This is a genomic window from Buchnera aphidicola (Rhopalosiphum padi) (assembly GCF_005080845.1).
GTDB lineage: Bacteria > Pseudomonadota > Gammaproteobacteria > Enterobacterales > Enterobacteriaceae > Buchnera > Buchnera aphidicola_AO.
The window spans coordinates 75,153-99,542 of record NZ_CP034858.1 but is presented as its reverse complement, the minus strand read 5'-3'; the positions used below and the strand labels follow the sequence as shown (position 1 = coordinate 99,542).

General features: G+C 23.0%; 23 protein-coding genes, 3 tRNA genes and 1 other RNA gene. 8 read left to right on the top strand and 19 right to left on the bottom strand.

The annotated features are described in order from the left end of the window. Positions 1-71: 71 nt before the first annotated feature. From tkt to D9V76_RS00475, 3 genes are all read right to left on the bottom strand, one after another. Entirely contained in the window at positions 72-2,069 is a 1,998-nt protein-coding gene (gene tkt, locus D9V76_RS00485; protein WP_158336892.1) for a transketolase, read from the bottom strand. Positions 2,070-2,121: 52 nt separating this feature from the next. Beyond that, positions 2,122-3,072, bottom strand: coding sequence for a transaldolase (tal, locus tag D9V76_RS00480; RefSeq protein ID WP_158336891.1), 951 nt, complete (start codon positions 3,070-3,072; stop codon positions 2,122-2,124). Between the two features lie 143 nt (positions 3,073-3,215). Then, positions 3,216-4,439, bottom strand: coding sequence for a beta-ketoacyl synthase N-terminal-like domain-containing protein (locus tag D9V76_RS00475; protein ID WP_158336890.1), 1,224 nt, complete (start codon positions 4,437-4,439; stop codon positions 3,216-3,218). Between the two features lie 122 nt (positions 4,440-4,561). Between D9V76_RS00475 and rsmI the strand changes: the two genes are divergently transcribed. Then, on the top strand, positions 4,562-5,419 hold the full coding sequence (rsmI, locus tag D9V76_RS00470; RefSeq protein ID WP_158336889.1) for a 16S rRNA (cytidine(1402)-2'-O)-methyltransferase: 858 nt from the start codon (positions 4,562-4,564) through the stop codon (positions 5,417-5,419). 35 nt (positions 5,420-5,454) lie between these two features. After that, positions 5,455-5,819: RNase P RNA component class A (gene rnpB, locus D9V76_RS00465), an RNA gene on the top strand. Between the two features lie 68 nt (positions 5,820-5,887). Here the strand turns inward: rnpB and pmbA are convergent. Next, complete coding sequence (pmbA, locus tag D9V76_RS00460; RefSeq protein ID WP_158336888.1) at positions 5,888-7,231, bottom strand: metalloprotease PmbA; 1,344 nt, start codon at positions 7,229-7,231, stop codon at positions 5,888-5,890. 176 nt (positions 7,232-7,407) lie between these two features. Here pmbA and ppa point away from each other — a divergent pair, with 176 nt between their 5' ends. Beyond that, positions 7,408-7,947 carry an inorganic diphosphatase gene (gene ppa, locus D9V76_RS00455; protein ID WP_158336887.1) on the top strand — a complete coding sequence of 180 codons (540 nt, stop codon included), beginning with the start codon at positions 7,408-7,410 and terminating at the stop codon, positions 7,945-7,947. A 46-nt stretch (positions 7,948-7,993) separates the two neighbouring features. Here ppa and D9V76_RS00450 read toward each other — a convergent pair whose 3' ends face one another. Beyond that, positions 7,994-10,897, bottom strand: a complete 2,904-nt coding sequence (locus tag D9V76_RS00450; protein ID WP_158336886.1) for a translocation/assembly module TamB — start codon at positions 10,895-10,897, stop codon at positions 7,994-7,996. A 209-nt stretch (positions 10,898-11,106) separates the two neighbouring features. On the opposite strand from D9V76_RS00450, the gene rpmB reads away from it, so the two are divergent. Beyond that, entirely contained in the window at positions 11,107-11,337 is a 231-nt protein-coding gene (rpmB, locus tag D9V76_RS00445; protein WP_158336885.1) for a 50S ribosomal protein L28, read from the top strand. Positions 11,338-11,349: 12 nt separating this feature from the next. Then, the gene (rpmG, locus tag D9V76_RS00440; protein ID WP_158336884.1) at positions 11,350-11,517 is read left to right on the top strand and encodes a 50S ribosomal protein L33; all 168 of its coding nucleotides are present in this window, start codon (positions 11,350-11,352) and stop codon (positions 11,515-11,517) included. 128 nt (positions 11,518-11,645) lie between these two features. On the opposite strand, the gene fliR is transcribed toward rpmG, so the two are convergent. From fliR to fliF, 12 genes are all read right to left on the bottom strand, one after another. Then, complete coding sequence (gene fliR, locus D9V76_RS00435) at positions 11,646-12,422, bottom strand: flagellar biosynthetic protein FliR (protein WP_158336883.1); 777 nt, start codon at positions 12,420-12,422, stop codon at positions 11,646-11,648. Then, the gene (fliQ, locus tag D9V76_RS00430; RefSeq protein ID WP_158336882.1) at positions 12,422-12,694 is read right to left on the bottom strand and encodes a flagellar biosynthesis protein FliQ; all 273 of its coding nucleotides are present in this window, start codon (positions 12,692-12,694) and stop codon (positions 12,422-12,424) included. Before fliQ ends, fliR begins: the two co-directional genes overlap by 1 nt. Positions 12,695-12,734: 40 nt before the next feature. Beyond that, positions 12,735-13,469 (bottom strand): flagellar type III secretion system pore protein FliP, encoded by a 735-nt coding sequence (gene fliP, locus D9V76_RS00425; protein ID WP_158336881.1) that lies wholly within the window; start codon positions 13,467-13,469, stop codon positions 12,735-12,737. Continuing rightward, positions 13,408-13,875, bottom strand: coding sequence for a flagellar biosynthetic protein FliO (gene fliO / locus D9V76_RS00420; RefSeq protein WP_158336880.1), 468 nt, complete (start codon positions 13,873-13,875; stop codon positions 13,408-13,410). Before fliO ends, fliP begins: the two co-directional genes overlap by 62 nt. 6 nt (positions 13,876-13,881) lie before the next feature. Then, positions 13,882-14,280 (bottom strand): FliM/FliN family flagellar motor switch protein, encoded by a 399-nt coding sequence (locus tag D9V76_RS00415; RefSeq protein WP_158336879.1) that lies wholly within the window; start codon positions 14,278-14,280, stop codon positions 13,882-13,884. 34 nt (positions 14,281-14,314) lie between these two features. Then, a complete protein-coding gene (locus D9V76_RS00410; RefSeq protein ID WP_158336878.1) occupies positions 14,315-15,220 on the bottom strand; it encodes a FliM/FliN family flagellar motor switch protein in 906 nt (301 codons plus the stop codon). A gap of 114 nt (positions 15,221-15,334) precedes the next feature. Then, a complete protein-coding gene (locus D9V76_RS00405) occupies positions 15,335-16,456 on the bottom strand; it encodes a flagellar hook-length control protein FliK (RefSeq protein WP_158336877.1) in 1,122 nt (373 codons plus the stop codon). Beyond that, positions 16,449-16,907, bottom strand: a complete 459-nt coding sequence (locus tag D9V76_RS00400) for a flagellar export protein FliJ (RefSeq protein ID WP_158336876.1) — start codon at positions 16,905-16,907, stop codon at positions 16,449-16,451. Before D9V76_RS00400 ends, D9V76_RS00405 begins: the two co-directional genes overlap by 8 nt. A 35-nt stretch (positions 16,908-16,942) precedes the next feature. Continuing rightward, the gene (locus D9V76_RS00395) at positions 16,943-18,343 is read right to left on the bottom strand and encodes a FliI/YscN family ATPase (protein WP_158336875.1); all 1,401 of its coding nucleotides are present in this window, start codon (positions 18,341-18,343) and stop codon (positions 16,943-16,945) included. After that, positions 18,304-18,951: a flagellar assembly protein FliH gene (locus D9V76_RS00390; RefSeq protein ID WP_158336874.1), complete on the bottom strand. Its 648-nt coding sequence runs from the start codon at positions 18,949-18,951 to the stop codon at positions 18,304-18,306. The genes D9V76_RS00395 and D9V76_RS00390 overlap by 40 nt, the downstream gene beginning before the upstream one ends. After that, positions 18,944-19,939 carry a flagellar motor switch protein FliG gene (locus D9V76_RS00385; protein WP_158336873.1) on the bottom strand — a complete coding sequence of 332 codons (996 nt, stop codon included), beginning with the start codon at positions 19,937-19,939 and terminating at the stop codon, positions 18,944-18,946. The genes D9V76_RS00390 and D9V76_RS00385 overlap by 8 nt, the downstream gene beginning before the upstream one ends. Beyond that, positions 19,936-21,633, bottom strand: coding sequence for a flagellar basal-body MS-ring/collar protein FliF (gene fliF, locus D9V76_RS00380; RefSeq protein ID WP_158336872.1), 1,698 nt, complete (start codon positions 21,631-21,633; stop codon positions 19,936-19,938). The genes D9V76_RS00385 and fliF overlap by 4 nt, the downstream gene beginning before the upstream one ends. 178 nt (positions 21,634-21,811) lie before the next feature. Here fliF and fliE point away from each other — a divergent pair, with 178 nt between their 5' ends. Then, positions 21,812-22,117 (top strand): flagellar hook-basal body complex protein FliE, encoded by a 306-nt coding sequence (gene fliE / locus D9V76_RS00375; protein WP_158336871.1) that lies wholly within the window; start codon positions 21,812-21,814, stop codon positions 22,115-22,117. Positions 22,118-22,319: 202 nt separating this feature from the next. On the opposite strand, the gene D9V76_RS00370 is transcribed toward fliE, so the two are convergent. Next, positions 22,320-22,391: transfer RNA gene (locus D9V76_RS00370), tRNA-Ala, on the bottom strand. A gap of 194 nt (positions 22,392-22,585) precedes the next feature. Then, on the bottom strand, positions 22,586-24,019 hold the full coding sequence (gene gltX, locus D9V76_RS00365) for a glutamate--tRNA ligase (protein WP_158336870.1): 1,434 nt from the start codon (positions 24,017-24,019) through the stop codon (positions 22,586-22,588). A 209-nt stretch (positions 24,020-24,228) separates the two neighbouring features. Here gltX and D9V76_RS00360 point away from each other — a divergent pair. Both D9V76_RS00360 and D9V76_RS00355 read left to right on the top strand, forming a co-directional pair. Beyond that, a tRNA-Val gene (locus D9V76_RS00360) sits at positions 24,229-24,304 on the top strand. A gap of 11 nt (positions 24,305-24,315) precedes the next feature. Then, a tRNA-Lys gene (locus D9V76_RS00355) sits at positions 24,316-24,388 on the top strand. The last annotated feature ends 2 nt before the right edge of the window (positions 24,389-24,390 follow it).

Genomic DNA, 24,390 nt, shown 5'->3' with positions numbered 1-24,390 from the left:
TTCTTTAGTATTTATTAAAATAAATGGGGCTAAGAAAAAAGCCCCTATAAATATTAGTAAAACCTTTAAAATTAATATTTTAATAGAATTTTAGATTTGTTTACTATGTTTTCTACAGTAAAACCAAACTTTTTAAATAAAACTTTTTCTGAAGCAGATTCTCCAAATGTTTCCATTCCAATAATCAATCCTTCTGTTCCTACGTATTTATACCAAAAATCTTTTATACTTGCCTCTACTACAATTCTTTTAGTAACATAAGATGGTAATACTAATTCCTTATAATCAGTATTTTGCCTATCAAAAACGTTATTAGAAGGCATAGAAACAACACGTACAGAATAACCTAAAGAAGCAATTATTTTAGCAGCAGTTAAAGTTATTTCTAATTCAGAACCTGTTGATATGAAAATGATATCAATTTCTTTTTTAGAGTCATATAATATATATGCTCCATAAAAAATATTTTTTATTTGTTCATCATTTCTAGAAAATTGAGATAAATTTTGACGTGATAAAATCAGTGCTGTTGGGCCATTTTTTTCTTCAATTGCATATTTCCATGCAGCAGCTGTTTCTACTTGATCGCTAGGCCTCCAAACATCTATATTTGGTGTCATTCTTAGATTTGCTAATTGTTCTACTGGTTGATGTGTAGGTCCGTCTTCACCTAATCCAATAGAATCATGTGTGTACACAAAAATATGTTTCGTATTCATCAAGGCTGCCATACGAACTGCATTTCTCGCATATTCGACAAACATTAAAAATGTTGAAGTATATGGAATAAATCCTCCGTGATGAGAAATTCCATTAGCAATAGCTGTCATTCCAAATTCACGAACGCCATAATGAATATAATTTCCAGATAAATTTTCTGCTAGTGAACTAGAATTAGACCACATAGTTAAGTTACTTGGCGATAAATCTGCAGATCCACCTATTAATTCTGGTAATAATGCTGCAAATTCTTCTATAGCATTTTGAGAAGCTTTACGACTTGCAATATTTTGAGGGTTTTTTTGTAAATTAAAAATATAATCTTTAGTTTTTTTATACCATTGTATAGGTAATTTTTTTTTAATACGTCTTAAATATTCTAGTGCAAGTTCAGGATATTCAGATTTATATAAATGAAATGTTTTATTCCAATCTTTCTCTAATTTTAAACCTTGTTTTACAAAGTTCCATTTATCATAAATATGATCAGGTATTTCAAAAGGCAAATATTTCCAATTTAGATTTTTTCGTGTTAAGGAAATTTCAGATTCCCCAAGAGGAGCACCATGAGAATCAGCTGTACCTGATTTATTGGGAGAACCAAAACCAATAATAGTATTACAAATAATAATCGAAGGTTGATCTTTTACTGATTTTGCTTCTTCAATGCCATTTTTAATAGAATTGGAATCATGACCATCTACTTTATCTACAACATGCCAATTATACGATTTAAATCGCATCACCGTGTCATCTGTAAACCAATTAGAAATTTTACCATCTATTGAAATACCATTTTTATCATAAAAAACAATTAATTTTCCTAATTTTAATGTTCCAGCTAAAGAACAAACTTCATGAGAAATACCTTCCATTAAACAACCATCTCCTACAAAAACCCAAGTGTAGTGATCTACTATGTTGTAACTTGGTCGATTAAAGTAAGAGCTCAATGTTCTTTCTGCAATTGCCATTCCGACTGCATTAGCTAAACCTTGTCCTAGAGGACCAGTAGTTGTTTCAACACCTGGTGTTGCACCTGTTTCAGGATGTCCTGGTGTTTTTGAATGAAGTTGTCTAAAGTTTTTGAGTTCATCTATTGATAAATCATATCCAGTAAGATGCAGTAAACTATATAACAACATAGAACCATGTCCATTAGAAAGAATGAAACGATCACGATTATCCCAGTTAGGATTCATTGGACTATGTTTTAGAAATTTTCTCCATAAAACTTCTGCAATATCCGCCATCCCCATAGGCATTCCAGGATGACCTGATTTTGCATTTTGAACAGCGTCTATACTTAACATACGAATTGCATTTGCTAATTCTCTTTGTAAACACATAAATATTTCTCCAAATTCAAAATCAAAAAAAATATAATATTTTATTAAAAATTTATATTAATTTAGAAAAAATTTTTTCTAAACATAATTGATCTTTTCCAAAATTTCGTATACCTTCTGATAATTTTTGAACAGCCATTTCATCTTGATTATGTTCCCACCTAAATTCTGCTTCAGTAAGAGGAATAGGAGGATTTAAAAATGCAGTAGGAGGAGATAGTTTTCTATTTAATTTTTTATTACTGGATTGCAGCTCTTTTAACAAAATAGGTGAAATAGTCAATCGATCACATCCTGAAAGGGATAAGATTTGTTCAATATTTCGAAAACTTGCACCCATAATTATAGTTTTATAATCATATTTTTTATAAAAATCGTAAATTTTACAAACAGATAAAACACCTGGATCCTGATCAGAAGAATCTTTTGATATCAAGTTTTGAGATACATACCAATCATAAATTCGACCAACAAAAGGAGATATTAAAAATACATTTGATTCTGCACAAGCGCGAGCTTGAGCAAAAGAAAACAAAAGAGTTAAATTACAAGAAATATTGTTTTTTTTAAGTTCTTCTGCTGCTTTTATACATTCCCATGTAGCTGCTAATTTAATTAATACTCTATTTCGAGAAATACCTTTTTCTTCATACATATTAATGATTTTGTTTGCTTTTAAAATACATTGTTCTTTATTAAAAGATAAACGAGCATCAACTTCACTAGAAATGTAACCTGGTATATACTTTAAAATTTCCACTCCAAGATCAACTAAAATTTTATCGCTAGCATTTACTATTTTATCATCGTGAGAACCACCTTTTTTTCTAGCATATTCTGTTGCTTGATCAATAAATTTTTTATTATTAATTGAACTAACAGCTTTAAGTATCAAAGATGGATTAGTAGTTGCATCTTCTGGTTTATATTTACAAATAGATTCTATATCACTTGTATCAGCAACAATAGTTGTAAATTTTTTTAATGCATTTAATTGATTCATTTGCTATCCTTTATATTTAAAAATTTAAACATTACTGTTATAAATTAGAAATTAAAATTATATGTAAAACACATATTTTACTTAAAAAGTATTAAACATATTCTGAATTAAAAACATCAAAAAATATTTTTTTATGAAAACAACTAATACCTTTTTAATATTAAAGAAACATTAGTGCCACCAAATCCAAAACTATTAGACATCGCTGTTTTAATTCTTTTATGAAAAGTTTTTTGTACAATATTCATGTTCTCAGCATAAGATTCTAGTTTTTCAATATTAATTGAAGGAGCTATAAAATTATACTTCATCATTAACAATGTATAAATAATTTCATGTACACCAGATGCGCCTAAAGCATGACCGGTCATTGATTTTGTTGCTGAAATTATAGGTTTTTTTTCATGAAAAAAAGATTTATTAATTGCTTCTAACTCAATTAAATCACCAACTTTAGTAGAAGTCCCATGAACATTCAAATAATCAATAAATGATACTTTATTTTCTTTTTTTGCTAAATTCATACAGCGTGTAGCTCCTTCTCCTGAAGGTACAATCATGTCTTTACCATCAGACGTTGCGGCATATCCAATAATTTCAGCATAAATATGAGCAGATCTAGATAAAGCATAATTTAATTCTTCAATAATTAATATACCTCCACCACCAGATATGACAAAACCATCACGATTTATATCATAAACACGTGATGATTTAACAGGAGTATTATTAAAATTACTAGAAAGTGCTTTCATTGCATCAAATTCGCATGCTAATTCCCAACTTACCTCTTCACCACCACCTGCAAAAATAAGATCTTGTTTACCAAATTTAATTAATTCAAATGCATTACCAATACAATGTCCGGAAGTAGCACAAGCTGAACTTATAGAATAATTTACTCCATATATTTTAAATAAAGTTGACAAACAAGCAGATATCCCAGAATTCATAGCTTTAATTGCAATATAAGGACTAACAGATTTCAAACCTCTATTACTTCTCATTGCATCTATACCCCTTACGTGGTGTTTTGGAAAACCTCCTCCAGAACCTGCAATAAGTCCAATACGCGGATTTTTTTGATATTGTTTAGTTTTTAAATTAGCGTCTTTAATTGCTTGCTCCATTGATAAAAAAGCATAAATAGATCCATCATTCATAAAACGAAAGATTTTATTTTTTTTTAAATAATTTTTATCTTCTAATTTTATATTCCCCCAAACTTGACTGCGCATACCTGATTCTTTCATTTCTTCTGAAAATGTAATTCCAGAAATACCATTATATAAAGAATTTAAAACTTCTTTTTTATTATTTCCAATACTTGAAATGATACCAAATCCTGTAATCACGACTCGTTTCACTTAAAATACCTTATAATTATTATTTAATATCAAATTTACATATAAAAAAAAATTTAAATCTTATATTGTTTATATAATAAATTACTAATTTTTTTATTGTAAAAATATATCTGGGAAAAAAAGTGAATTCATTTAATACTACTGGTATTCTTTATATTATTCCGACACCTATTGGCAATCTATCTGATATTACTTATCGTGCTGTGGAAACATTAAAAAACGTCAATTTAATAGCTGCTGAAAATATTTATCATACTAATATTTTACTACAACATTACAATGTTAAAAATATTTTAATATCTTTAAATAAAAACAATGAAAAAAAACAAAGTCATTATGTAATTAAAAAATTAAAAGAAGGAAAAAAAATTGGATTGGTATCTGATGCAGGAACACCAGTTATTAATGATCCAGGATATTTTTTAGTAAAACAATGCCGTTCTTTAAACATTAAAATTATCCCTCTTCCAGGACCTTGTGCTGCTATTACAGCACTAAGTGCTTCTGGAATATCTACTAATCGTTTTTGCTATGAAGGATTTCTTCCTTCTAAAAAAAAAGTAAGATGTGATTTATTAAAATCTTTAAAAAAAGAAACAAGAACAATAATTTTTTATGAATCGAAACATAGAATACTTCAAAGTATAAAAGACATTATAGAAAAAATTGATGAAAATAGATATTTAGTAATTGCAAGAGAAATTACAAAAAAATGGGAGTATATTTATGGGGCAAAAGCTAATGAAATGCTATTTTGGCTCAAAGAAGATAAGAATCACTGTAATAAAGGAGAAATAGTAATTATTATAGATGGTTTTAAAGAATTAAAAAATAAAGATGTTTCAGAAAAAGCAATAAGTACATTAAAAATTTTAAGAAATGTTCTTTCATTAAAACAATCTGTATTAATTACCTCTAAAATACATGAAATAAAAAAAAATAATTTATATCAATATGCAATAAAAAAAGAAGATAAGTGACATTTTTATTAAAATGATATATAATTTCTTTTTTTGAAGTTGACTAAACAGTCGCTGTTTAGTTTTTAAACTAAAGAGAGGAAAGTCCGGGCTCCATAGAGCAAGGTGCCAGGTAACACCTGGAAAGCGTGAGCTTATGACAAGTGCAACAGAAAAAAAACCACCTTGTTTTCTTTTTTTAAGTAATAAGGAAAGGGTGAAAAGGTGTGGTAAGAGCACACCGCATAATTGGCAACAATTTATGGCAAGGTAAACTCCACCTGGAGCAAAGTCAAATATAGGTTATTTGTATTGCTCGTACTTAAAAAAAACCTGGGTAGGCTGCTTGAATTAGTAAGTGATTACTAATCTAGATGAATGACTGTTAAAACAGAACCCGGCTTATAGGTCAACTTCTTAAAAATAAAAAACATAAAAGGTAATAAGTTTATTACCTTTTTACTCGAAATTTTATCTAAAAATAAAACATTAATTTCCTGAAATTTGAATTTCAGACAGTAATACTGAACCACATTGAATATTGCTATACATATTAATGTCATTACTAATACTAAGAATATTAGTCCACATATTTTTTAAATTACCAGATATAGTAATTTCATTTACTGGATGTTTAATTATCCCATTTTCAATCCAAAAACCTACTGCTCCACGTGAATAATTACCACTAACAATATCAACTCCTTGTCCCATTAATTCGGTTACCAGTAAACCCGTTTTCATTGTCTTTAATAATTCTTTAAAAGATATGTTTTTATTTGAAACTAACCAGTTGGAAATGCCTCCAGAATTGCCAGTACTTGTTAAATTCAATTTACGAGCATTATAAGTATTCAATAACCAAGTTTGTAGAATTCCATTTTTAATAATACTCTTAATACTTGTTGATACACCTTCGCTATCAAAAGGTTTACTTCCCAATCCTTTTCTAATATGAGGGTTTTCTTCAATATGCAACCATTCAGGGAAAATTCTTTTTTTTAAATCATGAAGTAAAAAAGTCGATTTTCGATAAACATTATCACCACTAATGGCTGAAATAAGATGAGAAAAAAAAATAGAAGACATTTCTTTTGAAAAAATGATTGGACATTTTATAGTATTGATTTTTTTAGAACCTAATCGAGATATAGCATTTTTAGCAGTTTTTCGACCTAATAAATCTGGTTTTTCTAAATCATCTAATTTTCTTGAAGTAGAATAACTAAAATCTCTTTGCATAATATTATTATCTTTTGCAATCATACAATTGTAGTTAGAATAACGAGTCGATTTATATTTTTCTAACATACCCAAACTATTACCGAAAACGTTTATTGTAATATGATTACTAAAAAAACTACCTTCACTATTAATGATTCTTTTATCGAATTTAAAAGCTTCTTTTTCTGATATAGAAGCAAAACTAATTGCATTTTTAATATTCAATTCAGAAGGATGAAACAAGTCAAGATCTGGAGCTTTACAACATAGTAATTCTATATCTGGTAATCCTGAAAAAAAATCAGAAGAAGAATATTTAGAAATATCAATTGCGATTTCTAACATTTTTTTTATACCATTTATACTAAAATCTTTAGATGATGCAATACCTTTAGAAAACTTATTATAAACTGTAATAAAAAGTGCACCATCGCTGTTAAATTCTACATTTTCAACAATACTATTTCTTATGTTAACACTTATACCTATAGTCTTTTTTACAAAAACTTCAATAGAAAAATTGACTTTTTCTTGAGCTAGAAGAAGAGTATTTTTTACTGTATTTATAAGTAAATTTTCTTCTTTTTCTATTTGATTTACTAATTGCATTTATAACTCCTTAAATATATATTCACTAATAAAACTATTTTTAGTAAAGATAATTATATAAAAAAAATACTAATTATCCAAAACAAATTACTTTTTTAATAAAATTTAATTATTTTTCTTCTTTAATTTCGTATAGAATTTAATCTTACTTAAAAAATATTAGGAATGTATTCATAATGAATTTCAACTCGATTAAAGCTGGTAATAATATACCAAATGATATATATGTTATAATTGAAATACCATCAAATTCTTCTCCTATTAAATATGAAGTAGATAAAAAGTCAGGTATTCTTTTCGTGGATCGTTTTATATCTACACCAATGTTCTATCCATGTAATTATGGATATATTAATGAAACTTTGTCACTTGACGGTGATCCATTAGATGTTTTAGTACCTTCTCCATATCCGATTCAGTCTAATGTTGTTATCAATTGTAAACCAGTTGGAATATTAAAAATGCACGATGAATCAGGAGACGACGCAAAAATTATAGCAGTACCAAATAGCAAGGTTTCTAAAGAATATGAGAATATAAATGATATATCAGATATATCAGAACTATTAAAAAAACAAATTTCACATTTTTTTCAATATTATAAAAAATTAGAAAAAGAAAAATGGGTAAAAATTATAGGATGGGGTGATCATAAAGAAGCAAAGTTAGAAATTCATAATTCATACAATCGTGCTAAGAAAAATAAATCTCTATAAAAAAGATATATTCTTTCTTCTTTAAAAAAAGAGATATTTTTTTATTTCAAAATAAAAAGTTCTTTTCGTTAATTTTAAATGAAAAAAAAGAAAATTTTAAATATCCAATTAAATCATATTTCGATAAAAAGTAATATAAACTTAATTTAGAAGAAAAATTTAACTTTATTTTAGGAACAAGCACAATTTCTATTTTATTACTATTAAAGAAAATATTCCATTTGAAGTTAGAGATACTGTTTTTAATAACAGAATTTAATCTAAATAATATATTTCCTTTTTTCATTATTATTTCTTGATTAATTTTAATATTTTCTATGTTTTTTGGAAAAGAATAAAAAAACAAAAGTATATATTTAAATATATTATCACTTTTAATATACACATCTTGAAAATTAATATCAGCCGATATTTGAGGCTGATATACAGTTCCTAAAAAATTTATATTTCCTGAAAATTTTCCTTGAATATTTGTAAAAAAATTTGTAAAAAAATTTAAAAAAGAACAAGAAAAATCAGATAAGAAAAATTTTCCTTCTATTTTTTTTTTATGAAAAAAATCATATATGTTTAAAAAACCAGATATTTCATTGATTTTTAATGGATTTCGTGATTTTTTTATCATCCATTTTGTTATAAAATTATTTTTTTTAAAATTAACATATAAATTTAAAGAGTTTATTTTTTCAATCAGTATTCTTTCTTTTATTTTTTTTTCTATTTTTATATTATTACCTTTTAAAGAAAGCTTCAAACTAGAAATATTTTCTCCAAACTTCCATTTAAATTTTGTATTAAAAAACAAATCAGTTTGAAGTTTTATAGATGATTGCTGCATTAATTTAAATAATGAGTTTTGAATATTATGAATAACAGAATAAAAAACATTTTTTGTTTTTGTTATATTATGAAAATTAATGCTATTTTTAGTATAATAAGACATTAAAGGACAATTTTTTATAATCCATTGACCCCAAGGAGTTTTAATATCTATTTTTTTTAAAAAACCTTTCCAAATTCCTATTTTTTTATCAAAATAGCCATTTAAAATTAATTTTATAGATAATTTTTTATTTTTTAACGATAAAGAAAATTTTTGATTTATATTATTCCAATTAGCTTGAATATTCAAAGAATTAATATAAAATTTTGAAAAACGTATTTTTTTAATATCAGCATAAAAATTTTTTGAAAAAGTTTTTTTGAAATTTACATTAGTCAATATTTTAATACTATTTAAATTTAAAATGTTCTTCCAATTTATTCTTTCACCTAAAATAACACTAGAAATAGAAGGAACAGAACATAAACCATATAAATTTAAAGTAGCTTTTATTACACCCTTTAAATTTGGTAGAAAGTAGTTTAAACTATGAGCATGAATCGATGAATGAATATTAATTTTTTTTGATATTGAACCAGATATATATCCTTTATTTTTTCCTAATAAAAAATTTATTCTAGGAATTTTTATACCATTTAATTTTTGATAATATAAAGAACCTAATACAGATATTTTCTTTTTCATTACATCTCCTTGAAAATGAAAATTAGGAAAAAAAATGTTGTTAGATTGTTTATCTAAATCACATAATATACTTATTTTCCCTACTAATTCAGAGATGTACTGATTGTAATCTGTTTCTTTTTTTAATTTTATAAATCTTTTGCTTTTAATTTTTTGAAAAAAAGGAAAAAAATTAATTTTTTTTAAAACAATGTGTTTTAAATTACCAACCGCAGAAATATTAATAAAAAAAGATGGTATACCTGAAATATTAACAATATTTTTTAATGATACAAGATAATTGTTAATTTGTCCTTTTAAAACAAGATTAAAATTTTTTGAACTTAATACTAATTTTTTACTTATAGTAAAAAAAAGATGATCAAAATGTAAATTTATATCAATAGGATAATTTAAATCATCTAATGATATATCTCCATTGATTTTAAACTTAAACAAGTTAGTTGATTTTAAATTAAATGTAAATTTATTACTAATAGTACCTTTAAATAAAATATTCATAACTTTATTATTATAAATATTTGTTGATATTTTATTTTTTACTATAAAAAAAATAGGAAAATTATTTCTAAAAAAAATTTTACCCTGAGATTTTATTTTAAAAAATTTTGAATATATTTGGATATTTTTTATTTTTAAAATATTTTTTTTTAATTGAGCATTTACTTTTATTCTATAAATATCTAAAATTTTTTTATTAAAATATTTTAATTGATTACAATTTAAATTTATTATATTTATATCTATAGGAATAAAAAAATTTTTATAATTTGAAAAAAAAGACAAAAAACTATCTATTTTTTTTCTACAAAAAATATCTTTTCTAATAAAAAAATTACTTTTTTTATCAGAAATATTTTTTATATTATGAATTGATGAATCAATGTGAATTGAATTAATTTTAGTAGGAAATAAAGTTAAAGTATTATTACTTAATTTTAGTCCACTAAATATACCAAACAAAAATATATTTTTTTTTTGTATTTTTAATAAAATTTTATCAGAATATATTTTTCTTAAAATCAAGGAATGTTTAAAAAAAAGAGTATTTTTTATTTTTTTTTCTTTTAGAAAATTATTTTTTAAAACTATTTTTTCAGTGTTATTTAAAGAAATAATTAAGTTCTTTGTTTCTATTTTTTTTAAAACAGTAGAAAATTTAAACAAAGATATTGGATCTATTATAATAGTAATACTACTAGCTTTAATAGATGTTTCTAAAATATTAAAACTAATTTTTTTTAACGTAAAATTACGCCAATTTCCTGATATTTCTTCTGTTTTCAATCCTATAAAAAAATAATTAGTAAAATTAAAAAACCATTTAAACCCTATACTACTTTCTAAAAAGAATAATATTAAAAAAAATAAACTAAAAATAAAAATCAAAGATTTAGATAAATATCTCTGATACAAATTCATATAAATAATCCTAATTTAATATTAATCCTAATATTTTTATAAAACATCTTTTAGACATTAAAAATATATTTACTTGTTTTTTCAAAAAATCAAATGCATAGCAAACAACTATTATAGTAATTTATACTATGTTAGTATATTATTTAATAAAAAAATCAAATTTTAAAAAATAAATTAATTTTAAATTTTTAAAATTAGGAAAACATAAAATGTCTCGTATATGTCAAGTTACAAGAAAAAAAAGAATGATTGGTAACAATCGATCACATGCTATGAATGCAAAAAAAAGACAATTTTTACCAAATATTCAATATCATCGATTCTGGATTCCTGAAGAAAAAAGATTTATTAGACTACGAATATCAGCTCATGGTATGCGTTGTATTGATAAAAAAGGAATAGAATTAATAATAAAAGAAATAAATACTATAAAAAAATAAAGGTCAAATATTATGGCTAAAAAAAATCGTGAAAAAATAAAAATGATTTCTTCTGCAGGAACTGGTCACTATTATACTACTACAAAAAACAAAAGAAATACTCCAGAAAAATTAAAATTAAAAAAATATGATCCTGTTATTCGAAAACATATTTTATATAATGAAGGAAAAATTAAATAATAAAAATCAATTTTTTTAAATTAAAGTATAATTTTATAAAAAATTATACTTTATTTTATAAATAAAAATTTTTTTAAAATTTAACTTTATTTTAGTAAAATTAAATATATTTCTTAATTTAATAAAAACTACATTTTTAAAAATGTATAGGATGTAAATGAAATTAATTGATTAAGTAAACTTTTAAAGAAAGGAAAAGAAATAGACATTAAATAATATAACATTAACATTCCTATCAATAAATTTAATGGAAATCCAATGGAAAAAATAGATATTTGAGGGGATAAACGATTTAAAATACTCATGATTAGAGTAGACAACAATAAAAAAATCATAATTGGTAAAATAAATATAAGAGCATTTAAAAAAATACTACCAGAAAACTTTAATAAAACAAAAAAAATGTTAGAATTGAAAAAATTAACGTCAATTGGTATACTATAAAAACTATCTATTAACATAAAAATTAAGTAAAGATGAGTATTAAGTATTAAAAAGAAAAACAAAGTTAAAACATTTAACCAACGCGATATTATAGAAGTACCTATATTTCGATTTACATTAAAAAAATTAGCGAAAGATAAACCCATCTGTAAACCTATTATTTCTCCGGATAAATTAAATGCAGCAAATAAAAATTGACAGGTTAATCCCAAAACTATACCAATTAAAATTTGCTGGAACAATAAAAATAAACCTATAACAGAAAATAATTCTATATGTATTTTAGGTAAAAAGGGTTTTATTAAAAAAACAATCAAAATAGATAAAATTATTTTAATTTTTTTATTTACATTTTGATCATTAAAAATAGGTGCCGTTGAAAAAAACGCTAAAATTCGAACTAAAGGCCAAAAAAAATCACTGATAAAAATTGCTAATTCTAAATTATTAAACGTTAACATTATTTTATAATAATCAATGGTATATTGTAAAATAAGTTATGCATGTAATCTAACATAACACCTAACATCCAAGGACCAAGTATAGTTATTACAAGTAAAATAGAAATTATTTTAGGAATAAAAGAAAGAGTTTGTTCATTTACTTGAGTAGCTGCTTGTAATATACTAATAATCAATCCACTAACCAAAGAAGATAATAATAAGGGAGATGCAAGCATTAACGTAACTTTCATAGCACTATGAAATAATCCCATTACATATTCTGGTGTCATAAAAAATCCTTTATTATATAAAAAATTCTTTTATACAAAATTAAATTTTAAAACTCTGTGATAAAGAAGTTACTAATAATTGCCATCCATCTACTAAAACAAATAGCATTAGTTTAAAAGGTAAAGATATTGTTGATGGAGGAACCATCATCATACCTAAAGCCATTAAAACACTAGCAATAACTAAATCAATAATTAAAAAAGGTATAAAAATAGTAAAGCCGATTTGAAAAGCTGTTTTCAATTCGCTAGTAATAAATGAAGGTAATAAAATACGCATTGGTATTTCTTCTTTATTTTTATAAGAAGAAATATGTGCTAATTTAGAAAATAATTCTAAATCAGAAGTTTTTGTTTGATTTAACATAAATTTTTTTAACGGAATTGAACCTTTAATAATAGCTTCATCCATATCAATTTTTTCTTGACTAAAAGGAAGATATGCTTCTTTGTAAATCTTATCAAAAGTAGGAGACATAATAAAAAAAGTTAAAAAAAGTGCTAAACCAAGTAATATTTGATTTGGTGGTGCATATGGAGTTCCCAAAGCATTTCGTAACAAACCAAAAACAATAATAATCCTCGTAAAACTTGTCATCATTAAAAGAAATGCAGGAAGAAAAGTTAATGAAGTTAAAAAAACTAAAGTTTGTACTGGCAAAGACCATGTTTGACTTCCATCACTTAAAATATGACTCGTTGGACCAGGAATATCAGCATAAACTAATGGACAAAATAAAAATAAGAAAACGAATGGAATAATTCGATAAAACATTGTTTTTTTTCCAAAATATTTTAGCAAAAATTTTTAAAGAATCGTCAAAATGTTTCGTTGGTAAAATGATTTCTTTTTTTTTATCAACTAAATCATCTTTTAAATTAGATGATAACGTATATAGATGAGTAATATGATTTTTTGTTATTCCTAATACTAATTTTATTTCTTCAATTTTGATAATAACAATAGACTCATTAGGTCCGAGAGATATTCTATCAATAGTTTTTATATAAGCATTTCTTTTATTTATTTTTAATAAAGAAATTTTCTTTAAAATCCAACTTAAAATCAATATTAATAGTAATATTTCAAATAATGAGCTCATTATATGAAAAATATTTGTAGTATTAAAAATTATTTCAAATATATTTGGTGCTATTTGTGAATACACATTATTTTTCATAAAAATTCAAACTGGTGTATTAACATAATTGAAAGAATCATTCATACTAATAATACGAATACCATATTTATTGTCTAAAAATACAATTTCTCCTAAAGCAATTAATTTATTATTCGCAAAAATTTTTAGAGGATCTTCTTTTTTTCTTGTTAAGAATAACATACTTCCTTTTGAAAAATTTAGTAAATCTTTTAATTTTACTTTTGATTTTCCTAATTCTATAGTCATATTAATTGCTATATCGAAAAGTATTTTTTTTTCGTCTGATAATTCGTTATTAGAACTATTTAATTTTTTTCTTTTGTCTTCATCAATTAAGTCTTTATTAAAATTTTTATCATTATTTTTTTTTATATTATCATTGTCAAATTTGTTAAAATTATCTTTTTTTTGTACTTTATTCATTAAAATTTTCCTTATATTAATTTTTTTTAAAGTTCTAATTAAAAAAATTTTCTAAAAAAATAATAGATTTTCCATCAAAAATCTTATGTTTTCCTGAAAAAATTGGCTTTTTTTCTATGTATGCTGTAACTTTTTCAGGGTTTTCAATTAAAAGCACATCTCCTTCGCGTAAATTATCAAATTTATTTTTGGGAACAGAAGATATGATAAGTTCTACAATAACATCTAGTTCAATTTCACATACATGTTCAATAAAAATATTTTCTTTTAAAATTGTATTTTTTGAAGATATATTTGTATCTAACGAAGTGATTATTTTTTTATTTTTTTGTTTTATTATTGAAAGGGGGATTAAAATACTGAAAAATACTTTTATACCATTTAAATTGAAATCAAAATAATTAGTTATAAAAGGATTATTTGTAGAAAAAAAATTCTTTTTTAAGTCAATGATATTAAAATTAAGAAATTTTATATCTATATAAAAAAAATCTTTACAAGATTTACAGTAAGTATCTATGATAAACTCTACTATTTTTTTGTTAACAAAATCTTCTGAATAAGTAATTTCTTTTTTTATATCTATTTTATTTATAGTATTACCATTACCTCCAAATAAAAAATCTATAAAAACAGATAGTAAATTAGGTGAAAAAAATATAAAAGATTTTTTTTCTAAAGGTTTTATTTTTAGAGAATTAGAATATAAATAGTGAAAATTTTTATCGTCATTTGTATAACTATTTATCTTTACTGTATGAAAATTTAATTCGATATCACTTTTAATAAAAGTAGAAAAAATCATTATTATTTTTTTTATAAATTTTTGATTAATTTTTTCTAATTTTTTTATTTCACTTTGAGTTAAAAACTCATCTAAGTTTTTTTCTCTTTTATAAATTATTTTATGTTTATTATCTAAATTAGTACTTTTGCCCATTTATAAAGCACCTCATAGGTAAAAGTTATTAAAAAATTATCTTAAATGCTAATTTCTTAAGCATTAAAAATGTAATTAAAATTTTCACTTTAAAATATATTATATATTTATTTTTTAAACGTACATATCAATTAATTTATACTGAATTAATTTTATGTAATATTCTTGAAAATCAGATGTTTTTTTTAATTTATGTTTATCAAAAAGACAATTTTTTGTTATGTTTTTATTTTTTTTAGAAATGTTTGTCTTTGAAAAAGAAGAGTTATAAATATTAATTTTTTCTAATTGAATGCCATTTTTAATTAGCGCATTTCTCAAAAATGGAATGCAATTTTTTAAAAAAACTTTAATTTCATTATGACTGGAAATAAAATTTAATGTTGCTTGATCATTTTTCATTTTAATTTTTATATTTACAGAACCAAAATATTCTGGTTTAAAAAATATCTCTGCTTTATTTTCTTTATTTGATATAGAAAGCAATATTTGATGATTAATTGCTTTTTTCCACTTATCGTTTTTTTTTGAATTAAGAAATTCTAATGCATTAGTGTCAAATTTAAAATATTTTTTATTCTTACTATCCTTGATAGTATTCGTTTCATAAGTTGTTATATTACTGATTTTATTTACATTTTTTAAAAAAAACAAATTAGGTTTATTATTTTTATAATTTTTAAAAGATGTTAAAATTTTATTATCTGGAACAATATTTTGATTGGATTTCATATCCAAATATCTATCTTTTCTGAAGAAATATTTATTTTTAAAATTATTAAATATATTAATTTGTTTAAATTCATTTAATTGATTTTTAACTTTTATCGATTTTTTAAATATTGGATGTACTATAAATTTTTCATTTTTTTTTGTATTATTTTCTTTTTCTAGACTTATTTTTTTATATTTTTTTAATTTAAAATTTTTATCTATATTTTTTTTTTGTATAGTTTTATATTTATAATTTTTCTTAATACTACAATTAAATATTGTATCTTTTTTATTTAAAATATTTATTAAATTAGTGATAACAAAATTAATAGATACTATATTTTCATTATTTTCTTTTTTTTCTTTTGTAGAAACATTATCAAACTCAATTTCTTTATTAATAAAAATTTTTTTTAATTCATTAAAATTAGATTTAGACGAAAAGTTTAAAGAAGTCAAATTATAATGTTGATTATCTGATAGTTTTCCTTCTAAAACTATATTATCAGGATATTTAAACATTATAACGGCTTCCTTTTTCAAAAATTTTTAATTGAGAAAATTCATCAGCGAGCATCTGTTCTACTAACAAATTTTTTTTTATTACTTTTTTACTATGTTTTTTTTGTAGATAATTCCAAGTTTTTAATTTGATTTGATTTTTAGACCATTTTTTTAAATTTTCTTCCAAAATACTTTGATATTTTTTAATTTTTTTTTCATTATCTTTAATAAGAAAATACAACATAAAAATAAAATTATTATAATTTCTCCATTGATACAAACATATTCCTAATTCTATTTTACTTTTTAATTTTTTTAAATATTCATTTTTATAATCTGTTAGCAAAACTAATTGTTTAACGTATTTTTCTTTTTGAAGATATAAATTTTTAATATTTATTGTATGTTTTTCTATATTTTTTTTTTCTATATTCTCTAAAATAGAGAATAAATTTTTTTTATATTTCATAAAAAAATATCCTATTAAGTTCTCAAATAAAAAAATTAAATAAATATTTGATTTAATTCTTCACAGGAAGATAAATAATTACTTTTTTCTGATTGTTTTTGTTGTAAAAATTTTTCTAATATAGGCCATATTTTAATAGCATGATCTAAAATTGGATCAGTTCCTTTTAAATACGCACCAATTTTTATTAAATCTCTATTTCTTTGATAAGAAGCAATTAATTTTTTAAAATAACAAGCTTGAGAATATTGTTTATTGCTAATAATATTAGGCATTACACGACTAATAGAAGTCTCAATATCAATTGCTGGATAATGTCCTAATTCAGCATAATATCGAGATAATATAATATGTCCATCTAGTATAGAACGACAAAGATGAGAAATAGGATCTTGAGGATCTTCTTCACTTTCAGTTAATACTGTATAAAATGAAGTAATAGAACCATAATTATTTGCATTTCCTGTACGTTCTATTAAAATAGGAATTTTTGAAAAAACAGAAGATGGATATCCCTTAGATATAGGTAATTCTCCTAAAGATAATGAAACTTCTCTTTGTGCCATTGCATAACGAGTTAAAGAATCCATAATCAATAAAACATGTTTATTTTTTTTACGAAAATATTCAGCTATGCTAGTAGCATATGACGCAGCTTCTATCTGTAATAAAGGAGATACATCGGCAGGAGCAGCGATTACTACAGATCGAGATAATCCATTTGAACCAAGTATATTTTCTATAAAATCCTTTACTTCTCGTCCTCGTTCTCCAATTAAACTAATAACAACTACATCGGCCTTTGTATATTTTGCTATCATGCCTAATAAAATACTTTTTCCAATACCTGAACTGGAAAAAATTCCTATTCTTTGACCTCTTCCTATAGTTATAAGGGCATTTATAGCACGTATTCCAGTATCTAAAACTTTAGTAATTGGTTTTCTGTTTAGTGGATTAGTGATATTATTTTCTATAAAAGAAAAACATTTTGGATTTAATTTGGCAAGTCCATCTAAAGGTGTACCTTTACTATCAAGTACTCTGCCTAACAACTCTATTCCTAATGGAATTTTTTTTACAATACAATTCGTATTTTTAGAAAATTTTAAAAATACTCGTGTACCAGGAAAAATGCCATGTGTTTCTTCAAAAGAAAATAATAATGTTTTTTCTTTTTTAAAACCGACTACTTCAGCATGAATATTTAAAATTTTGCCATCTATTATTCTTTCAACAAAACATTGAGATCCAATTGGCGCTTTTAGTCCAACTACTTCTAAAAGTAAACCATTAACACCAACAAGACGACCATAAGAAAAAAAATCAGAAAGTTTATTAATTTTCTTTTCAAAAAAAGAAAAATTGTTTAATAATTCAGAAAATCTTAATTTCATCAACATTCCTCTGAAACAAGACGACATAATTCTTTCCATCTAGCATCAATAGTATTATCTATATCACCATTTTCTGATCGAATTTTACAACCATTAATATCTACATTATTATCATAACATAGCTCCCATTTATCTTTATGAATAGAATTATTTATTATTTTTTCTAAAATTTCTTTATTATTAGGATGAACAATTAACTGTTTTTTTTTCAAAAAAAAACTATCATTATTCATTATTTTTTTTATATTTTTTAATAAAATTGCTTCATCAATTTCGATGTTTTTTCCAATTATATAAGAAGAAATTATTAATACTGTTTTTAGTAAACGTGTAAATAACATTTTATCAAATAAAGAAATAGAAACATTAAAATTAGATAATAATTGATTCAAATTATGGGTGAATAAAACATATTTTTTTTCTTTTTCTTTAATACCGTTCTGAAAACCTAAATTATATGATTCTTTATTGAAAGAAGAGTTTTTTAATTTATTGATATTTTTTTTATTTTCAATATTAGTAAAAAAATCTTTTTCTGTTAATTTATATAGATTCCAAAAATAAGTTTTATTGTTTTTCGACTTTTTCAAAAATATTTCTTCTGGATACCATGGTTTCCAATTTTTTTTTATATCTACATTAGACATAATATTTTCCTAAGTTTTTTAATGAAAAAACACCATTATCTAAAATATTTTTAAACATCATTAAAATCAATTTTTGTTCATTTTTTATTGCTACATCAGAAATATAAGATTTTTTTTCTAAATAAAAAGATAATTTTTTTGCTTTTTCCATATCCATATTTTTAAAAAATTTATTTCTTACAGACATACTAGTATCCTGAAGTGCAATAAACAATTTTTCTTTTTCTAAGTTTTCGATAAGACATTGAACATATTTATCTTCTATATTAACTACATTATCAAATAAAAATATTTCTTTAATAATTTTACGAGTTAACTTTTTATTAAATAAATTAATTTTTTTTAAAACATCTTGTTCATATTCTATTTTCATAGAATTTAAAATTTCAGCAACAGTTTTTATGCCATCTTTTTCTGAAAAAATTAATTTTTTTCTTTTTGATAAATTATCAATTATTTTTTTTAAATTAATTAAATTAGACTCTTCAATACCATTAAATTCTGCAATCCTTAAAACAATTTCAGTACGTTTTTCTTCACTTAAACTCGAAAGAATCTTAGCCGCTTGATTTTTATCTAGATATATAAGTATTGTCGTCAAAATTTGAGGATGTTCTTTTTCTAACAAAGAAACTACTTTTTCTGGTTCCATATAATTAAATGCTTGAATACACATTTTAATATTACGAATTTCTAATGCTTCATTTAATAAGATATGACCTTGTTTTTCTCCTAATGTTTTAGTCAACATATCACTAATATAGTTTTCATCATTATTACAAATTAAATTATTTTTTTTTAGAAAAAGATCATAGCACTCACATAATACTGTATTTAATATCGTATTAGAAAATTGATTAATATTAACCATAGAAGTAACTAATTCTTGAACTTCAAAAGGAGTTAAATGTTTTAATATTTCTGATGCTTGATCAGCTCCTATTGACATCAATAAAAGTGCACTTTTTTCAGTACCATTTAAAGTCATTTTTTATCACTCATCCATTGACGAATAATCGACGCTATAATACGTGGATTTTGATTAGATATATTGCAAATTTGATGAATTAATTTATCTGTATTTAAATCTTTTGAAACCTTTAATTGAGAAATAATTTTTTCTTTTTTATCTTTTTCTAAATCTTCTTCATTTTTATTTTTATATGATTTATGATTTTTAATATTATTTTTTGAAGTATTAGTTGTTGAAGAAGAAAAAAAACATTTTTTTAAAAGAAAAAAAAGAAAAAAAACAGAAATAAACCACGGTGTTAAATTTAAAAAAGTATTCGAAAAATTAGATTGCTTAGAATCTTTTAATAATTTAACAGGAGGATTTTTGTTTTTTTGAACAAAAGATTCATTGACAATATATACACTATCTCCTCTAATTTTAGAAAAACCTATTGATTCACATACTAAATTTTTAATTTTTTTTATCTGTTCTATACTTAGAGGAACTGACTTTCCATTTTTATCTTTAACAAAATTAACTATAACTGCAGCTGATAATCTTTTTACTTCTCCTATATTCATTTTAGTATGAGATACACTATGATTTAATTCGTAATTTATTGTATCATCATGACTAATATCAGAATTGGAATTTAAAATGTTATTATTATTTAAAGATTGAGTGTTTTTTATAATATCAGATTTTTTAATTTTATTATCAAGATATCTTTTATTGTTTAAATTATTGTTTGAAAAAAAACTATTTTGAGAAAAAACTTTTTCTGGTTTATTTTCTTCTGTTCTATTTTTGATCTTATCGTTAACAGTACTTTGACGAGATCGTATTGCTTGATTTTTGTAATTTGTATTAGGTGTATATTGTTCTTGTGTTTTTTCTTGAGAATTGAAATCTATTTGTGCGGTTACTTGAGCATGAACATTATTTAATCCTAATAAAGGTTCTAAAATATTTTTAATCCTATTTCTATAACGAGATTCAATTTCTTCAGAATATCTTAATTTTACATCATCAATTTGATTTACACCTAATGACGAATTATTTAACAGTTTTCCAAACTGATCTATTATTGTTATGTTTTCTACAGACAAATCAGATATACTACTAGAAATTAAATGCAGTATAGCATTGACTTGACTGTGATCTAATCCTCGATTAGATTTTAGACTTAAAATAACAGAAACTGATGGTTTTTTTTTATCTTCTAAAAATAAAGAATTTTTTGGGAATGCTATATGGATTTTTGCATTTTTTACAATGTTAATTTTTTCTATAGTACGAGCTAATTCTCCTTCTAAAGCACGTTGATAATTAATTTGTTCACCAAATTGACTAACTCCAAATCTTTCTTTATCTAAGATTTCATAACCTATGTCTCTATGAAGAGGATTACTTTCAGAAAATTGTAAACGAAGTTCATAAATTTTATTTTTTGGAACTAATAATTGACCAGAATTTTCAGAAAATTTATAGGGTATTTTCATTTGATTTAATTGATCAATGATAATCTCTCCATCTTCGTTAGATAAATTGTTATATAAAACTTGATAATCAGGAGATTTACGCCATATAGAAATTGAAACAGTAGTAATTACAGCTAATACGAATAAAATAATTAAAACGCGCGAATTTTTAAAAAAATAAGATAAAAAATTATTAAATTTTTTTTTCTCTTCTGAAACTGATTCTTCTATAGTACTGAAATTCATAACATCTTCCTAATCTGATAGTTAATCCTAACTATATAATTGAATCAAAAATAATAAATTTCACTTGAAATAAAAACATTTCCTGCTAAATTAAAAATATATAAAAACATTTATATTCATTAAAGATACAATAATGTTTTAAAATTGTATTGAAAAACAAAAAAATTTAGAGGAAGATATGTTTATTGATAGTATTCACGATAAAAATATTTATACAAAAATTGATTTTTTAGATACAAACAAACAAAAAAGCAAAGAATCTCATGATTTTGTCAATTATTTTCAAACAGCATTAGGAGAAATAAGCAATATTCAAAATAATTCAAAAAAAAATATTGAAAAATTCCAATCAAATCATTCCGATATGTCTTTAAATGATATAATGGTAAATTTACAAAAATCTTCTATTTCTATGGAATTAGCTATTCAAGTAAGAAATAGAATTATTTCAGCTTATAAAGAGATAATGAATCAACAAGTTTAACTTAAAATACTGTGCTAAATTTTGTACTTTATTTAGCACAGAATTTTGAATGTATAATTTTTTGATATTAAAAATACGAAAAATTAATAAATATATTATTTTATTTTTTTATCAAACTTTTTAATGAGCTTAAACTAAGATAAAAAAATACAACAAAGTTGAAAAAAAATACAATTTTTAAAAAATGTATAATCATTTTTTTTGGAGCTAGGCGGAATCGAACCGCCGACATCTTGCATGCCATGCAAACGCTCTGCCTCTGAACTATAGCCCCGAAAATATTACAATATAAAAACACATTAATTCTGTCAATTTATTTTTCTATTAAAATCAATAATGATAAAAATTGAATAAGATATAATTATAAAAAATAAAAATGTTAAAAAATAAAAACTTAAACATAATCTTATTAAAACGAAGATGTGTCAAATTTTTTATAATTAATAGATTTTAAATAAAAATAATTTATTATTTTTTTTCTAAATGATTTATATCATTAATATTATTTTCAATAAAGACCATTGCTCTTTTTAATCTTAATAAAGTTTTTTCTTTCCCAATTAAAAAAATTATAGAACTTATATTGGGTGAATACATATTGCCTGTTAATACAACGCGTAATAGCATGCTTATTTTTCTTAATTGAGTTTTAAGTTTAACAGATTTATTCTTGATCATTGTAGATAATGTTTCATTCTTCCAAATAGATATTTTTTTTATATTTTCATATAACTTTTTTAAAATAACATAATTTTCTGGAATTAAATATTGATCAGCAGCTGATTTTTCAAAATCTTCGAATTCTTCATAAAAATATCTAGAAGATTGAGCAATTTCTTTCAAGGTATGACAACGATTTCTTAATAAGATTAAAACAGATTCTAAATTAGGTCCGTTTTTTAAATTAATATTTTCGCAATTTATATGATATTTCAAAAGATTAGAAATATAATTTAACGGTAAATTATTGATATAGTATTTATTTAACCAAAAAAGTTTTTTCATATTGATAGAACTAGAAGACTTACTAATTTGTTTTAAATTAAATAATTTTTGCATTTCTGAAATACTAAAAATTTCTTGATTACCATAAGACCAACCTAAACGTATTATATAATTAAGTAAAGCTTCTGGTAAAAAACCATCTTTATAATATTCTAAAATATTTAAAGCATCTTTTCTTTTAGAAAATTTGCACCCTTCTTCATTAAGAATCATTGAAACATGAGCATAAATAGGTATTTGAGCATTTAAGGACTTTAAAATATTTATTTGACGAGGGGTATTATTAATATGATCTTCTCCACGAATAACATGAGTAATCTTCATATCTAAATCATCTATTACGACACAAAAATTATACGTGGGAATTCCGTTAGAACGTTGAATTATAAGATCATCTAACTCTTCATTTTGAAAAACAATCTTTCCTCTAATTTTGTCTTCAAACGTTACTTTACCAGAAATTGGATTTTTAAATCGTATTACATAATTCTTATTAAGAACATTTCTCTGATCTAAATTTCTACAGATTCCACTGTATCGTGGTTTTTCTCCTTTAGAAATTTGTTTTGTTCTTTCATCTTCTAATTTCTTTAACGAACAAAAACATTTATAAGCATTGCCTTTTTCTAACATAATTTTAATGACTTCTTTATATCTTTCTAATCTTTTACTCTGAAAATAAGGACCTTCATCCCAATTTAGTCCCAACCATTCTAATCCAGAAAAAATAGATTTAACAGATTTTAAATCAGAACGTTCAAAATCTGTATCTTCTATACGAAGAACAAATTTTCCATTATAATGACGTGCAAACAACCAAGAATACAAAGCAGTACGAATACTACCAATATGTAAATTTCCAGTAGGACTAGGCGCAAAACGAGTTTTTACTTTCATATATTCCTTAAACTAAAAATTTTTACTTAACTTATTCATATACTTTATATATATTTTTTTGAATTTTATAAATTAATTTTATAAATATTAAATTATAGATACTTATTTCATCAGAACGGTTAAATTTACAACAAACAAATACTCTTTTAAAAAAAAAGATTGACTCTAGTTTTCTTACCTTTACAATAAAGCTATAAATATAATTAAAAGGGTGATTAGCTCAGTTGGTAGAGCTCCTCCTTTACACGGAGGAGGTCGGCGGTTCGAGTCCGTCATCACCCACCAAAAAAATATCAGGGTCGTTAGCTCAGTTGGTAGAGCAGTTGACTTTTAATCAATTGGTCGCAGGTTCAAATCCTGCACGACCCATA

Bases quoted from the DNA above. Each gene is read 5' to 3' on its own strand.
- tkt (WP_158336892.1), bottom strand. From the start codon at position 2,069: ATGTGTTTACAAAGAGAATTAGCAAATGCAATTCGTATGTTAAGTATA.
- tal (WP_158336891.1), bottom strand. From the start codon at position 3,072: ATGAATCAATTAAATGCATTAAAAAAATTTACAACTATTGTTGCTGAT.
- pmbA (WP_158336888.1), bottom strand. From the start codon at position 7,231: ATGCAATTAGTAAATCAAATAGAAAAAGAAGAAAATTTACTTATAAAT.
- ppa (WP_158336887.1), top strand. From the start codon at position 7,408: ATGAATTTCAACTCGATTAAAGCTGGTAATAATATACCAAATGATATA.
- D9V76_RS00450 (WP_158336886.1), bottom strand. From the start codon at position 10,897: ATGAATTTGTATCAGAGATATTTATCTAAATCTTTGATTTTTATTTTT.
- rpmB (WP_158336885.1), top strand. From the start codon at position 11,107: ATGTCTCGTATATGTCAAGTTACAAGAAAAAAAAGAATGATTGGTAAC.
- rpmG (WP_158336884.1), top strand. From the start codon at position 11,350: ATGGCTAAAAAAAATCGTGAAAAAATAAAAATGATTTCTTCTGCAGGA.
- fliR (WP_158336883.1), bottom strand. From the start codon at position 12,422: ATGTTAACGTTTAATAATTTAGAATTAGCAATTTTTATCAGTGATTTT.
- fliQ (WP_158336882.1), bottom strand. From the start codon at position 12,694: ATGACACCAGAATATGTAATGGGATTATTTCATAGTGCTATGAAAGTT.
- fliP (WP_158336881.1), bottom strand. From the start codon at position 13,469: ATGTTTTATCGAATTATTCCATTCGTTTTCTTATTTTTATTTTGTCCA.
- fliO (WP_158336880.1), bottom strand. From the start codon at position 13,875: ATGAAAAATAATGTGTATTCACAAATAGCACCAAATATATTTGAAATA.
- D9V76_RS00415 (WP_158336879.1), bottom strand. From the start codon at position 14,280: ATGAATAAAGTACAAAAAAAAGATAATTTTAACAAATTTGACAATGAT.
- D9V76_RS00410 (WP_158336878.1), bottom strand. From the start codon at position 15,220: ATGGGCAAAAGTACTAATTTAGATAATAAACATAAAATAATTTATAAA.
- D9V76_RS00405 (WP_158336877.1), bottom strand. From the start codon at position 16,456: ATGTTTAAATATCCTGATAATATAGTTTTAGAAGGAAAACTATCAGAT.
- D9V76_RS00400 (WP_158336876.1), bottom strand. From the start codon at position 16,907: ATGAAATATAAAAAAAATTTATTCTCTATTTTAGAGAATATAGAAAAA.
- D9V76_RS00395 (WP_158336875.1), bottom strand. From the start codon at position 18,343: ATGGAAAGAATTATGTCGTCTTGTTTCAGAGGAATGTTGATGAAATTA.
- D9V76_RS00390 (WP_158336874.1), bottom strand. From the start codon at position 18,951: ATGTCTAATGTAGATATAAAAAAAAATTGGAAACCATGGTATCCAGAA.
- D9V76_RS00385 (WP_158336873.1), bottom strand. From the start codon at position 19,939: ATGACTTTAAATGGTACTGAAAAAAGTGCACTTTTATTGATGTCAATA.
- fliF (WP_158336872.1), bottom strand. From the start codon at position 21,633: ATGAATTTCAGTACTATAGAAGAATCAGTTTCAGAAGAGAAAAAAAAA.
- fliE (WP_158336871.1), top strand. From the start codon at position 21,812: ATGTTTATTGATAGTATTCACGATAAAAATATTTATACAAAAATTGAT.
- gltX (WP_158336870.1), bottom strand. From the start codon at position 24,019: ATGAAAGTAAAAACTCGTTTTGCGCCTAGTCCTACTGGAAATTTACAT.